Origin of the sequence: Chlamydia caviae GPIC, assembly GCF_000007605.1 — a bacterium.
Lineage (GTDB): Bacteria > Chlamydiota > Chlamydiia > Chlamydiales > Chlamydiaceae > Chlamydia > Chlamydia caviae.
In genome coordinates, this window is the sequence record NC_003361.3 from 286,549 (window position 1) to 301,838 (window position 15,290).

A 15,290-nucleotide genomic window follows, 5' to 3' on the forward strand; every position below is an offset into this window, starting at 1 on the left:
GATGGTCGAGAGGATTATAAACTCTGAAGATATTTCCTTGCTGATTTCCGGAAGGCAGAGTAATCCTCATAAGTTTTTAGGGATTATTTCTGAAAGTTCTTCACAAGATAGAATTATTCTTTTTCGGCCCGGGGCTCATTTTGTAGCTATAGAACTTCAGGGAAACATCGCGCAGGCGACACACCATCATTCAGGAATATTTTCTCTAGTCACCCCTAAGGGGACTCTCCCTCATGATTACCGCATTTATCACCAAAACGGCTTATTAGCTCACGATCCCTATGCTTTTTCTCCTTTGTGGGGAGAGATGGACTCTTTTTTATTTCATCAGGGGACACACTATAAAATTTATGAGCGTATGGGAGCCATTCCCTGTGATGTTGGGGGCATTTTAGGAGTCCTTTTTGTTGTTTGGGCTCCCCACGCGCAACGTGTTTCTGTAGTTGGAGATTTTAACTATTGGAATGGTTTAGTTAATCCTTTGCGTAAGGTTTCTGATTCTGGAGTGTGGGAGTTGTTTATTCCTGGTCTTGATGAGGGAACGCTATACAAGTGGGAACTCGTTACGGCTTCAGGAGAGGTCCTTATCAAAACCGACCCTTACGGGAAAGGTTTTGATATTCCTCCTCAAGTGACATCGCGAGTTATAAATAGCGATCGCTATACATGGCATGATCAAAAATGGATGGAAAATCGTAAGAATACAAAAGATCAACCCTTAGCTATTTATGAGGTGCATGTTGGCTCTTGGCAATGGGATAATGGTCGCCCTTTAGGTTATCGAGAACTAGCGAAGAGACTAGCGCAATATTGTAAGGAACTCCACTATACGCATGTAGAACTTTTACCGATCACAGAGCATCCTTTAAATGAATCTTGGGGGTATCAGGTAACAGGATATTACGCACCTACATGGCGGTATGGGTCTTTCCAAGATTTTCAGTTTTTTGTAGATCATCTCCACTGTGAAGGCATTGGAGTGATTTTAGATTGGGTGCCGGGTCATTTCCCTACAGATTCTTTTGCTTTAGCATCTTTTGATGGAGAGGCTCTTTATGAGTCTGTAGACCATAAAGACCCTTTACATCCCCATTGGCATACCTATACTTTTGATTATCGCTGTAGTGAGGTTGTCAATTTTCTTATAGGAAGCGCTCTATTTTGGCTAGATAAAATGCATATTGATGGTTTGCGTGTGGATGCTGTGACCTCAATGCTATATTTAGACTATGGGAGAAAAGCAGGTGAGTGGTCCCCAAATATTTACGGGGGAAATGAAAATCTCGATGCTATTGAATTTATCAAACATTTTAACTCTGTAGTACATAGAGAATTTCCCGCAGTATTGACATTCGCAGAAGAGTCTACAGATTTCCCAAAGGTTACAGAGTCTGTAGATTCTGGAGGGTTGGGGTTTGATTATAAATGGAACTTAGGATGGATGCACGATACCTTTCGTTATATCAAAGTCGATCCTATATTCCGTTCTTATCATCATAATGATCTCACGTTCAGCCTGTGGTACGCTTTCAATGAAAGGTACCTGCTCCCTCTTTCTCATGATGAGGTTGTTCATGGTAAAGGCAGCCTATTACAAAAAATTCCCGGAGATACCTGGACGAAATTTGCCCATATGCGTCTGTTACTGAGCTATCAGATATGTCAGCCTGGGAAAAAACTCGTATTTATGGGAGGGGAATTTGCTCAATGGAAAGAGTGGTCTCCAGACAACTCTTTAGATTGGCATTTACTAGACAATCCTTATCACGCTTCTTTGCACAAATGCGTTGCGAAGATGAACGCTTTATATTGCGAGCTACCCTATTTTTGGAAAGGAGATCATAAACAAGAGTCTTTCCTTTGGGTAGATTTTAAAGATACCAAAAATAATGTCATTTCCTATTACAGATTTTCAGGAGAAGATCGTAGTAGCGCCTTACTCTGTATTCATCATTTTAGTTCGGAATATTTTCCTTCTTATGTTCTACATTGCCAAGGCATTAAAACATGTGAGCTGCTCTTTAACAGCGATGATATCTCCTTTGGCGGCTCAGGAAAAGGGAACCGCTTACCCATACTCTGTGTAGATCATAACATCCCCTGGGGAATCGCTATCGAGCTTCCCCCTCTAGCAACTCTAATTTTTCAAGTTAGCTTCTAAAAATAAGACACTTTTATTTCCTTAATTATATTTAAATAATTTTTATTGATTTTGTTGCGTTTTATTTAATTAATTGATCGATGTTTGATATCCGAATTTATGATTATAATTAATTAACAACGAATTTTATTTTTTGTTTTTTAATTTATGTCAGTTTCTAAAATTCCAGGCGATGGTCATAAGCCTTCGGGGGTTGTAAGAGCGGAAGTTCCCTCTCAAGTCTCTCAGGGCAATACTATAGGGGCGCATGTACAACGTCCTGTGTGTATTGAAGATGCGGCTATGGATAAGAGAAGGTTTTCTCATTCTGTAGGGTTGCTTGCGGGATTGATTGTGTTTGCTTTAGCTATGATTATCGTTGTTGTGGCTTTGACGTGTATAGCTCCTGGAGTGCCTCAAAGTATTGTATTGGCGTTAGCTTTATCTGGGATATCTCTCGGTGGCTTTGCCGTGATGAAAAATCTTGTCAATAAGTGTAGGGATCTTTTTGCTCCTAAGATGTCGGAAAAGCAGAGGTTAAAAAGTGCTGCAGGTATAGGACTGGGATTTACAGGATTAGGATTGGCTATGAAGGTGGGGGCAAGTTTTGTTCCCGGAGGGTATGGAGGTGTTGTTGGGAACTTAGGGGGAGTTACGTATTCTAAGGGTAGCCAATCAGGCTTTGCAAGCCTCACGCACTATATATATGTAAAGTTCGCCCGTTCTGAAAAAGCTGCTTCTGGAGAACCTCTATCGCGTATAGAGATTATGCAAGAGGCTGCAAAGCTAGAGCGTATTAGCTTAAGTCTTTTAGCTGTAGGGGGAGGTTTTGTAATTTTAGGAGTTACCCTTGCGATTGTCGGTACTGTTGTTTTAGGAGGAGCGCCTGCTGCGGTTATGATAGTTCTTGCTCCTCCTTTTGTTTCTATAGGGGTGGGATTAATTCTTCAGACGCTATTGCATAGCAGTATTGGCAAGTGGAAGGGCTTTTTAGAAGCGCAAAAAGGTCAGATGCTTTTTGCTGATCCGGGGTTAAAAAACATTCGTAATGAAGATATTGCAGCAAAAGAGCTTGTTGAAGAGCCGTTAACAGTGATCTCTAAGAAAGAAGAAGAGGGACTCTCTAACTCGGGGAATTCTGAAGAGATTTTCGAATATAAAAGAATCTCTTCTGAGGAAATTGATACACGTTTATCTTTAACCCCTAAGCAGAAGGTGATTTTTGCTTTATCTGTCTTACTTGTACTTGCAGGAGTGGCTGCTGTCGTTGCCGCAGGGTTTGCAGGATTGCCGGCATTGCACGTGCTTCTTATTGCTGCTGTAGGCTCTTCGGTTTCTTCTACAGTTTTGCCTATGGCCTCTTCAGGTTTGGTTTATAATGTATTTCAGTGTAAGTCCCGATTAAGCATTGCCAAAATGCGTTGGAAAGAGGCCAGGGCAAAAGCAGAATTTACAAAACATATTATCAATGCTTCTGATCTTTCTAAGGCAGCTATTGATAAAGCCTGGTTGTGTGTTGGTAAAGATACGATTCTTGAAACCGATCGTGCTATTCGTGAAGAAATCGCAGATTTTGAAAAAGGCCGTGGTGTTAACAGCGTGATCACTGCAGGAATTTTTATCGCTGCAGGCGTCAGTGTGATGCTCCTTACCCTCGTTCCTGTTTTAGCTCCGATCATGGCTGGAGTTTTGGCAATAGGCTCCACGTTGTTCACTATCGGCGCTGCTATGTATTTACAAAAGCTCACCGCTTGGCTCTACAATCAGCTGGTTATGCTAAGGGAGCGTTTGCGTTCACGAAGATCCTATTTAAACGATATCTCTGAAAAATTACAAATCCCCACGGAAGATCTCATTGTGGATGCGAGTTTCGATGTTTGGGATGTTGAAGAAGATGATGGCATCTTCGCTGACGCCTTTGAAGACTAAGTCTCTGGATGTCTGCAGTTTGCAGCAAAGCTCCCCAAAGCCTCTCTTGAATTTCTCATTATCATTATAGATAGATGATCCTTTTGACTTTGTTGCTTTTAAAAAATAAATTCTATCTCTTTGTTTTGTTAATTCTTAAAAAGTTGATAAAATTAAAATTATTAATGATGAAATTTTTATATTTAATATAAAAGAGGCACAGATATGGCTGGGGTAAGCGGAATTGGAGGTGGCGGTGGGCCAGGGAAACTCCCTCCTCATGGAAATGATGATGATAAACAATCTAAATCAGCCAGTTTCGGAGGCCATGATATAGTTTTTGGAGATGGGGAGCGCTCTAGATCCGGTAGTGTGAGTAGTGAACACTCAATAGAGGAGAGAACCCGGACGTTAATGGAGGAGGGTTTTCAAGTACGCACTCCTGAAGAGGTAGAGGAAACTCGAAGAGCGTCTATTTCCCCAGAGGAAGCATCTAACCCAGGATTCTTTTCTCGTATATGGTCATCTGTTAAGGGAATATTCACAGGTGGGAAAAAGAGTGATAGAGCTCAAGGACCAGAAATTTCCTCTCCTATCATTGCGGGATATAAACGTCATGGCGTGCGTCTTCCTGATGCGCGCGCTATGCAGGCACATTTGCAAAGTCAAAGTCTCCAAGAGATTTCTGCATCAGACGTTTCAGAAATAGGAGATTTAGATTCTGGGGATACAGATATCACGGATATTTCTGATGAAAGTTCGCTACAGTCGATAGATTTGGATACAGACGATAGAGCCGAAGCTTCTACATCTTCAGGGAGAGGTGTTGGTGGATTGGCGGCTCGTGTTCGTGGTTTGTGGGATTTTGCTACTAGGCAGCAAGAAACTCCTGTTGATGGATTTACGGGGATGACTTTTTCTGAGTTGGTCGATACGGTCCAATTGTATGATCAGATGATTTTAGATGCGGACAATGAGACTGAGCGGCAGGAACTCTTAAAGTATCGCGATATGTATCAAAGCTATGTTAATACGATGTTAGGTGAGGGCAATACCTCACCTACAGATCAGTTCGATGTGAGTGCTTCTGCTGGTATCCCAGGGGCTTCTTCTAGAAGATATAGCGATGGCGTTGGAGAAGCGAGATTTTTAGACATAGATGACGATTTATCCAGTGTGTCGGAAAGTGAGCTTTTAGATGCTATAGAAAGTGGAGAGTATGCCGATCATGTCTTAGAAGAGATCAGCCCTGAAGTAAGAAGAGTTTTAGATGAAGCTAATAACTTGCGTTTACAGTTTGATATGGAAGTTTCTGCAAGTGTAACACCTTCATTAAGAGAGCGTATTCAATTTGCTCTTGTGAGGTTGGAAAGAGGGATTATCCGTATACTTACTTTGATTAGACGTAACCTAGTCGCTCTAGCACGTTTAGTAAGAAGAGGTCTTCGATCCCTTGGGGAGCTTGTAAGACGTTGTTGCGTGCGTGAGAGAGGTGTTTACAGATTTCTTGGTAGAGATCGGGCTTATGCTAGGGAGGCCGAAAGATTTATTCAAAGGCATACCAACTCAGAGAATTTTTACAGTCCAGGAACTCTTACGGTTCCCTATGAGGTTGTAAACGCTTGGGTAAATGGAAGACCTGATGTTGTCTATGTTTCTGATGTTAGAGGTATGTTTGGTCATGAAGTTGTGAGACTTCACGTTGATGATCGTGAGGGTACATATGAGATAATTGGCTCTAGCTGGATTCCTTATGAAAGTGATGGTGGGGATACACCCCCACCTTTACCGGGAAATCATCCTAGTTTAGATTACGCAGATATTAACGATGACTCTGAAGATCTTCCCACAACAGGGGATAGGGATGCTGAGCCGCTATATGCTCAGATGAGACCCCGCCCTCGTGGAAGAGATGAGGGACCGATTTACGATGTCCCAAGTCCTCAAAGTAGAAGGCCCAGAGCAGGTGATGATAGGGATACACCTCCGCCTTTACCGGGAAATCATCCCGGTTTAGATTCTACAGATCTTCCCACAACAGGGGGTAGAGATCCTGAGCTACTATATGCTCAGATGAGACGTCGCCCTCGTGGAAGAGATGAGGGAACGATTTACGATGTTCCAAGTTCTCAAAATAGAAGGCCCGGAACAGGTGATGCTAGGGATTCTATTTACGACACGCCAAGACCTGTCTCTGATGGTATTTACGACGTCCCCAGATCTCCTTCCGAAGATATTTATAATGTGCCAAGATCTGGCCCTCAACTATTTACTGTGCTTCCTGAGGATGGGTATAGGCTTCCAAATCTATCAGGATCTGCTCTTGGAGTGACTCCAGGATTTGGAAATGGTGTTGGGGCAGCTTCTATGGCAGAAGAAATTGATAGGTTTATTGAAGAAACCCATGAAAGAAGAGAGTCGGCAGCGGCAGCGCGTCGTCCTTTACCCCCTCTTCCTCCGTTGCAAACTCCTCCGGAAAGTCCTTATGGAAGTAATCGGATGATGCGGTTGTTGAGACTCATGAACGATAGGGTACAGGAGTACAAAGAGCGTCGTAAGGATAAGCAATAAGATGTTAATTAAGGCTATAAATCTCTTTATAGCCTTATTTCTTTTAAAAGGTGAGTGTACTTCCTGCTTTTAGGTAATGAGAGAAGAAGGAAGAAGAGCCTTCTCCTTGATAGTTTAAGAAGATATTCACGTAAGATAAGATTTGCGTTTCATTTCCTATTTTAAAGGAAAAAGCATTGCGTGCGATTGGCGTTCCTGATGAGTGCCAAGTTCCACTACTTGCCAGTAGTGTTGTCGCTACCTTAGGGTAGTGTCTATAGATAACGGGGTGGTAGGCAAGTTGTATTTGCCAGGTTGTTGGCAAGTGCCCATCATATGCCCATTGTACGATCATTCCCACGGGTAATGCGAGGTTTTGTAAGTGCTTATGCATTGTGAATTTCCGTGCAAAATCTCCTTGTTCTGTAAAACCGGAGAGCATTGCTCTAAAGGCTACAGCCTCTATAAATGGTGCTATAAACGCATTGTTTATTGGGCTGCGATTTAGCGTGAAATTCAGACAGGCTCCGAATGTATGGCTATGGAAATTCCCTTCAGAATCCTTGTTATCTTCTGTATAGAAATGCTTCGCTGTGTGGTCTCCATAATTATAGGCTAGTGATGCTGTTAACCAAGGCAGGCGTAGTTGTACACTTCCGAAGAAGTTTTTCGAAGAGACTTTGTTCGATGTCGTATGTTCTTTTATGTGAGACATTTGCTGAGAAAATGCAAAGGAGATCTTACGATCTATCTTTGTTGCAGCCGATGAGGTGAGTGCATAACCTGAGGATTCCATGCGAAATCCACGAATTCCAGAGCGATTGTGCTGACGAACACCTAGGAGGACTCCCTGACTGCTGAGTTCGAAATGATCGGGATTAGCTACTGGAGAAGGTAGCGTGCGCATTCCTGATAGTGTAGTGTAGACGGATCCCCATAGAGCATTGGCGATGAGAGGAGTTTTGTACTTGGGATTAGGAATATAACCTGTTGGGGTCCAATCTGCATAGAGCAGGCGATGGGAAGTATTTGCTGTTAGCACTGAAGTTGGGTTGGTTATGGTCGTGTATTCTTCCCAATAGGGAGACCAAACCCCTTGATAGCCATAATGGAGATGATCATTAATGGCTTCAACATTTAGAGCATCGATGTTAATTTTCTTTGTGGCGTTATCACAAAGATATAAGAAAGGCACACGTGTAATCCCATGAGAGAGATTTAAAGAGTCGTAGGGATCGTCATTGTAATTATCAAGTAGTTTTAGGGGTCCGGAAATAGTGATGGTCGGGTTGGGATCTTCAGTGTAGTTATTGTTACTTCCTGCGGGATAGACCCAGATTTTAGGAGCTTCAGCACCTTTAGCTAAAATAGAAGGAAGATTTAAAGCGAGTTTAGAGAGTGCCAGCGTGCAGCCATCTGTTGTCTGTGGGGAAGCATTTTGTATAGTAGTAATGACGGCGCCATTTCCTAGGCGTAGAGTTCCTTCAGTTTGTGTAATTTGATAAGCAGCTAATGCTGCGCGATCCTCAATAGCAAGAACGCCGTTATGGATAGTTAGAGGATTTCTTATATAGCTCATGAAGTTATCGTTTAGTTTGAATGAGGGAGGCACGAACACCGAGGAAAATAAAATTGTTCCTTGGTGATAATCTTCATGATTAAATGCTATTAATGGAGATGAGTAAGTGCATTGGATAGGATCATAGAATTTCACACAGCGATTTTTCTTGGCACCAATTTTTAAAGTTGTTCCTGCTGTGCAATGCATAGCATTTCTATACAATTGGTCACTCTTTATTCCACAATTACTATCAAAAATAATGTCCCCATTATCTGCGGATAGCTCACAGGAGCCATTATTTTTAATGAGGAGGGCGCCTCCCCATTTACTTCGGTTATTGATAAATTGGACGAGCCCATTATTTTTAATAGTTAATGTTGAGAACCATAGGGCGCCGCCATTGCGATCCACAATATTATTATCGAAGCAAATGGGCCCAGAATTGTTCTCTATGTTTATCATTGGTGCGGAGATCGCCCCTCCGGAGCTTGTCGCTCCAACGGGTTGATCGCATACACCGGAGTTATTCGAAAATAAAATCAAATTGGAATTATTTTTAATTGCGACGCTGGAAGTAGCGAGGCAACCCCCTCCAATAGGAGAACAGTTAGAAGTGATGCATATAGGTCCAGAATTGTTTGCAATCTCACAATCTCGACAATAAATAGCCCCACCTTGTTCTTTTAAGGCTAAATTGTTCGTGAACAAAATAGGATGCGTATTCTCTCTGATCTTACAATAGGTCTCTGATGCGATAGCGCCACCGCGCTGTCTTGCCACATTATAAGCAAAACAAATAGTCGCACGATTCTTAGATAATTCAAAATCTCCTCTGCAATAGACAACTCCGCCATAGTATGAGGAGTTTGCCGTAGATGCAGAAGCATTAGACTCGTTGCTAATGTAGTATTGTTTTCCTAGGTTTTGAGTAATGGTACAGTTGCCTGGAGTATGGATGACACCGCCTTTTTGCGTTGTTATGTTTGAGATGAACTTTATGTCATTTTGAATGTTTTGTATTGTTACCGAAGCAGCATCGAAAACCCCACCAGGTGTAATAGAGATTTGCTGAGAGCAGATAATATTCTTATAGTTTTCAACAGTAATCCCCCCTGTTGAACGTGTAAGCCCTTCAAGGGTGTTTTGTTCTTCAAGAATATCAAAGAAGAATTCCGGCTTAAGAAGTTGTTCGTATCCAAAAGTTTTCCATGAGTATGGAGCTTCTTTTTCGGAGGCATGCAGGGAAAGAGGTAAACAAGCAAATAAAGATGTCAGAAGATAAGTGCTGAAGAGAGTAGAGAGCTGTATTTCCATAGAAGGTACTTATTTTCTCAGTCTAAAAATTGATTTCACTCGTGATGTTTAGAAAGTTACACAGTGTAGATTTTGAGAAATCTCCACGGTAGTTAATGCTCAGGCTCATCCTATTTAAAGTTGTGGTATTTTTTGCCGAGATGGAGACGGCATGATGATCCACAGGTGTTCCTGATGTGATCCACCTACCTTTACTTACAAGTCTTGTCGTGATGATCTTAGGTTTTTTTCTGTAGATAGTCGGCGTATAGGCAAGCTGCATTTCCCAGCAGGTCTTTAGATGCATTTCGTGTTCTGTATAGCCATAGACTCCTACAGGTAAAGTGACATTAATGAAGGGATCTTTTGCTTGAAAATAGCGGCTGTTTTTTCCGGTTTCTGTGAAGCTTTCTTGAATCGCATGAATACCCAAAGCTTTAATGAAAGGACGGAATTGTACATTCGAGACAGTACCTTCGGGGAACCTACAGAAAAGCTCACTTCCTAACGTATGGCTGTGGAAGTCTCCTTCGGATAAGGCGTTTGTAGTGTGATGTTTTGTTTTTACATGGTTATGAGAATAGGCATAACCCAAAGATGCTGATGTGAGGAGATTTTCATCAAACCAAGGAATGTGTATTTGTGCGCCTGCAAAGTAAGTATTGGCAGAAACTTTGTCTTGCGACTTCGCCTCTTTGATTTCGCTGTAGAATTGAGAGAAGCTTAATGCAAAATGATGATTTGTCTCTGTGGAACGCGAGGCTTGCGTAGAGTAGCCTCTAGAGAATAGTTCAAACCCTGGTTTGGCATTGCGAGTCTTCTGTAAAACATAGGCTACTGACCCTCTTCCAGCCACTCCTAAAGAAGTTCGGGGGGGGGGGGTGCTATGTAAACCTGTGATTGTGTTATATGCGGCTTGCCAGAGGGCATTAGCGACGAGATCGCCACGATACTCTGGATTAGGAATATAACCTGTTGGGGTCCAATCTGCATAGAGCAGGCGATGGGAAGTATTTGCTGTTAGCACTGAAGTTGGGTTGGTTATGGTCGTGTATTCTTCCCAATAGGGAGACCAAATCCCTTGATAGCCATAATGAGCGTTTTGGTTGATTGCCTCGATATTTAGAGCATCAATGTTAATTTTCTTTGTGGCGTTATCACAAAGATATAGGAAAGGCACACGTGTAATCCCTCTAGAGAGATTTAAAGAGTCGTAGGGATCTTCGTTATCATCGTTTAATAGAGATAAATTTCCAGAAAGAGTGATGGTTGGGTTGGGATCTTCGGTGTAGTTATTGCCACTTTCTGTGGGATAGACCCAGATTTTAGGAGCTTCAGCACCTTTAGCTAAAATAGAAGGAAGATTTAAAGCGAGTTTAGAGAGTGCTAGCGTACAGCCAGCTGTTGTCTGTGGGCTAGAAGCATTTTGTATAGTAGTAATGACGGCGCCATTTCCTAGGCGTAGAGTTCCTTCATCTTGTGTGATTTTATATATAGCTAATACGGCTCTATCTTCAACAGCGAGTACACCATGAGCAATTTTTGATACGTTTCTCATTTTGCTCCGGAGATTATTAATATCAGTATTATTTGTAGATACATCAGCACCAGAAAATAATACAGTTCCTAGATGATAGCTTTCTGGATTAAATGTAAGAACAGAGGATAATGGATGTTCATTTTCAATAGGGTCATAAAATTTAATACTATAGCCTTGCCGTGCTCCTATTTGTAGATTTAAGTTAGGCGTCGAGTGGAGCGCATTTCTAGTATATCCCCAAGATTTAATACAAAAGTTCCTTTTAAATACGATGTCTCCATAGTCAGCGGATAGATAAAATTGTCCCCTATCATGATTTTGAAGAGCTCCTCCCCATGTCGCAGAGTTGTTTATAAATAAAATGGGTCCATTATCTTTGATAGTGAGATTTTGAGCAAAGATTACGCCTGCATCACGTTTTGCCGAATTATTCTGAAAAATCAAGCCTTTAGGATTATTCGTAATCGAGCAAGAAGAGCAGTAAATAACTCCTCCTCCAGCTCTCCAGTTACTTGAAGAGTCATATAATTGATCTAAACTACAGTTATTTAAGAATGTTATAGTTTCGGAATTATAAGAGATCGTGCACGTTCTTGTTGCATAGATAGCACCACCACCACCGGATTGATTACTTATAAAGTTTATGGGAGCGTGATTGGAGGTAATAGAGCAGTTCGTACTATGTAGAGCTCCTCCTAGGCTCCGATCTTTTAAACATTTGTTATTCCTTAAAATTATGTCGCCGTAGTTATGAGTAATATTGATGTCATTGTCAGCTAAAATAGCTCCTCCCGATAGAGAAGCTGTATTGTTTAAAAATTGACAACGTCCGACATTATTAGAAATTACAAGGTTGGCACTTTTAATGGCGCCACCAGAGCGAGATGCGAGCAAATCGATAATGACATTGGCCATGTTGTTAACGAAACAGCAGTCTTGTTTATTGTATGTGATGTTGCAATTTGTTGAGAAAATAGCTCCACCGTTGTCATTAGAGACATTTTCTCTAAACACTATAGGTCCAAGGTTCTTCGTGATGTTCAGAGATCTAACAGTAAAGGCTCCTCCGTTCTCTCTATAATATTGATTGTTAATGCAAAGATACTTTCTTCCGGTAATGTCTACATCGGCATTTTGATTATGAAGCTCTCCAGTATAGAAGTTTGACTCTGTGCAAGCAGAACCACTTTCAGGAATTTTATGGAAAGAATAGGGTTTCTTTTCTTTGGCGAAACAGTCGAGTGGCTGTGCGCAAATACTCAGGCTAATTAAACATACTAATGGATAGGCGTAGGGATGCATACTGGGATAACAAAGATCTGAGATCACACTAGCTGCCCCTATACGTGAAGTACTCTGGGATTGTCTAGATTTTTATAAAACAAAGATAGGCAGAGTTGCTAGGTAATGTGTTTTTTTAATTCTAGGACTTAGAGGAGATAGTCAATAAGTCCTATTGTTTGAAAAACATCACCTTACGTATTTTCTCAGTCTAAAATTTGATTTCACCTGTGATATTTAGAAAGTTACACAGTGTAGATTTTGAAAAGTCTCCGTGGTAGTTGATACTTAGGCTCATCCTATTTAAACTTGTCGTATTTTTTATCGAGATAGAGAAAGCATGACGATTAACAGGAGTCCCTGATGTGATCCACGAGCCGTTGCTTACAATGCGTGTTGTGTTGATCTTAGGTTTTTGTCTGTAGATAGTCGGCGTATAGGCAAGTTGCATTTCCCAACTCGTTTTTAAATATACCTCGTGTTCCGCGTAGCCATAGATTCCCAAGGGCAAAGTCATATTGATGAGAGGATCTTTTGTTTTAAAATTGCGGCTGTTTTTTCCTGTTTCTGTGAAGCTTCCTTGAGTAGACCGTACCCACAAAGTTTTGATGAAAGGACGGAATTGTAAATTCAAAATAGCTCGTTCACGGAACATACAGCGAAGCTCACTTCCTAGAGTATGGCTGTGGAAATCTCCTTCGGATAAGGCGTTTGTTGTTTGATTTTTTGTTTTTACATGGTTTTGAGAATACGCATAACCCAAAGATGCTGACGTAAGGAGATTTTCATAAAACCAAGGGATTTGCAGCTGTGCTCCAGCAAAGTAACAATTTGCAGAGACTTTGTCTTTTGACTCTGACTCTTTGATTTCACTATAGAACTGAGAGAAGCTTAATGCGAAGCTACGGTTTGTTTCTGTAGAACGTGAAGCTTGAGTAGCATAGCCTTTAGAAAATAGCTCAAATCCAGGTTTTGCATTGCGAGTTTTCTGCGAGACATAGGCTCCTGACCCACCACCAGCCACTTCTAGAGAGCTTCTGTTGGGGGGGGGGGTGAAGCCATGTAAACCCGTGATTGTGTTATATGCGGCTTGCCAGAGGGCATTAGCGACGAGATCGCCACGATACTCTGGATTAGGAATATAACCTGTTGGGGTCCAGTCTGCATAGAGTACGCGATGGGAAGTATTTGCTGTGAGTGCTGAAGTCGTATCGGGTGTGGTTGTATATTCTTCCCAATAAGGAGACCAAACCCCTTGATAGCCATAATGGAGATGATCATTGATGGCTTCAATATTTAAAGAAGCAACATCAATGACTTTTGTAGCGTTATCGCAAAGATATAGGAAAGGTACACGTGTAATCCCACGAGAGAGATTTACATCATCATAGGGACTATGGCCTTCTTCGTTTGTGAGTATCAGGTCGCCAGAAACAGTGATGGATGCGAGGGTATTTTCTTGAAAAGTATTTCCTGTTGCGGATGGGTAGATCCACAATTTTGCTGTTTCTGCTTTACTTGTAATTAATTGAGGGAGAATTAATCCAAGATTAGTTAATTGAAGAGTGGAATTTTTATTATTGTCCTTTTCTCTTGTTGTTAGTGTCCCTCCCGATCCTAAACAAACCAGGCCTCCAGTTTGTATAAATTTATAAGTGGCAAGCCCCGCATCATTTTCAATGGCTAATACACCGTTTTTAAGTTCGATGGTGTTTTTGCATTTTGAGAATAGGTTATTCTCTGTCTTTAAGTGGCTATCGACAGTAGCTCCTGAAAAGATCACACAACCGTGATCCTCAACATCGGGATTGATGAGCATAGGATTTGTTGCGTTGTGATCATGTTCAATAGGATCATAAAAAAGGATATGTTGTCCTAATTTAGCTCCGACAACAAAATCAGCGTCGCTTGCTATGCAGACAGCATTCCTGTAGATTTTATTTGGGGATATGGATAGGTTGTTATTGAAAACAATATTTCCCTTATCTGCAGATAGTGTGAGGCTACAACCCCCGCCTGCTATCAGTATAGCGCCTCCCTCCTGAGCAGAGTTATTTGTGAAGAAAATATCGTTATTATTGTAAATCGTGCATACCGCGCCTTTAATAGCTCCTCCTCGATATGAGGAAGAGTTATTGTGGAACGATATGATTCCTTTATTATTTGCTATAGCGGTATTTTTTGCATCGATAGCTCCACCATTACCATCGTGCATAGACATGGTTCTATTATTTTTAAAGATGAGGTTTCCCTGATTCTCTGAGAATAGACATGTAGTATTTACAGAGAGAGCCCCGCCACTTTTGGATTGATTGTTGTTGAATACGATATCTCCTAAGTTGTTGATGCAGTTGAAGTCTTGGGCTCGTAAGGCTCCTCCTTGACTATCAACAGCTAAGGTTGCGTTGTCGCAAAAAATACAAGAGGACTTATTGCCGGATAAATCAAATCTCTCTCCTGACATGATCGCGCCACCTTTTGAATAGGCGGCGTTTCTAAGGAAATATATCGGAGCGTTATTATTTTTGATATCGAGAAATCGGGAGTTTATAGTGCCGCCATCAAGTGAACGATTTTGGTCAAGTGCTGTGCTGCGCGCGAGATTATTTGAGAAAACAATCACTTGATTGCTATTGGAAATCTCTAAATCACGATTAGTGTAGATTCCCGTTCCTGAACGTGGTGATATATTGCCTATCAGGATAATGTGACCTTGCGTATCTTGAATGTATAAGTTACTACATTTTACACTTGCTCCTTCTGAATCAGTAGTCATTTGGGAAATAGCAAATATATCTTCGTAATTCTTTAGTGATAACGATTCTGAAGATTGCGTTTGTCCTGTCAAGTTAGTTTTCTGTAAGAGAAACTCTAGAGATTGAGGGATGTAGAGGGAATTCTCAGAAGGTAGGGGAGCCAGAAGAACTACTTCTCTAGCATCTATATTATAAAAATAGGCTAAGGATATTGAGAAAATAAGATTGTAAATAAACTTATGTTTCATGTGAGTTTTCTCA

At 41.3% G+C, this 15,290-nt stretch carries 6 protein-coding genes; 3 read left to right on the forward strand and 3 right to left on the reverse strand.

Translation table 11 applies throughout. From position 1 onward, the window contains the following. Position 1: 1 nt before the first annotated feature. The 3 genes from glgB to CCA_RS01375 all read left to right on the forward strand — a co-directional run bounded on the left by glgB (position 2) and on the right by CCA_RS01375 (position 6,619). Positions 2 to 2,161: a 1,4-alpha-glucan branching protein GlgB gene (gene glgB / locus CCA_RS01365; RefSeq protein WP_011006237.1), complete on the forward strand. Its 2,160-nt coding sequence runs from the start codon at positions 2 to 4 to the stop codon at positions 2,159 to 2,161. 147 nt (positions 2,162 to 2,308) lie between these two features. Then, complete coding sequence (locus CCA_RS01370; RefSeq protein ID WP_011006238.1) at positions 2,309 to 4,069, forward strand: hypothetical protein; 1,761 nt, start codon at positions 2,309 to 2,311, stop codon at positions 4,067 to 4,069. Between the two features lie 204 nt (positions 4,070 to 4,273). Continuing rightward, positions 4,274 to 6,619: a hypothetical protein gene (locus tag CCA_RS01375; protein WP_011006239.1), complete on the forward strand. Its 2,346-nt coding sequence runs from the start codon at positions 4,274 to 4,276 to the stop codon at positions 6,617 to 6,619. 43 nt (positions 6,620 to 6,662) lie between these two features. Here CCA_RS01375 and CCA_RS01380 read toward each other — a convergent pair whose 3' ends face one another. From CCA_RS01380 to CCA_RS01390, 3 genes are all read right to left on the reverse strand, one after another. Further along, positions 6,663 to 9,473 carry a polymorphic outer membrane protein middle domain-containing protein gene (locus CCA_RS01380; RefSeq protein ID WP_011006240.1) on the reverse strand — a complete coding sequence of 937 codons (2,811 nt, stop codon included), beginning with the start codon at positions 9,471 to 9,473 and terminating at the stop codon, positions 6,663 to 6,665. A 22-nt stretch (positions 9,474 to 9,495) separates the two neighbouring features. Then, a complete protein-coding gene (locus CCA_RS01385; RefSeq protein WP_011006241.1) occupies positions 9,496 to 12,321 on the reverse strand; it encodes a polymorphic outer membrane protein middle domain-containing protein in 2,826 nt (941 codons plus the stop codon). Positions 12,322 to 12,484: 163 nt separating this feature from the next. Next, positions 12,485 to 15,277, reverse strand: coding sequence for a polymorphic outer membrane protein middle domain-containing protein (locus tag CCA_RS01390; RefSeq protein WP_011006242.1), 2,793 nt, complete (start codon positions 15,275 to 15,277; stop codon positions 12,485 to 12,487). Positions 15,278 to 15,290: the final 13 nt, after the last annotated feature.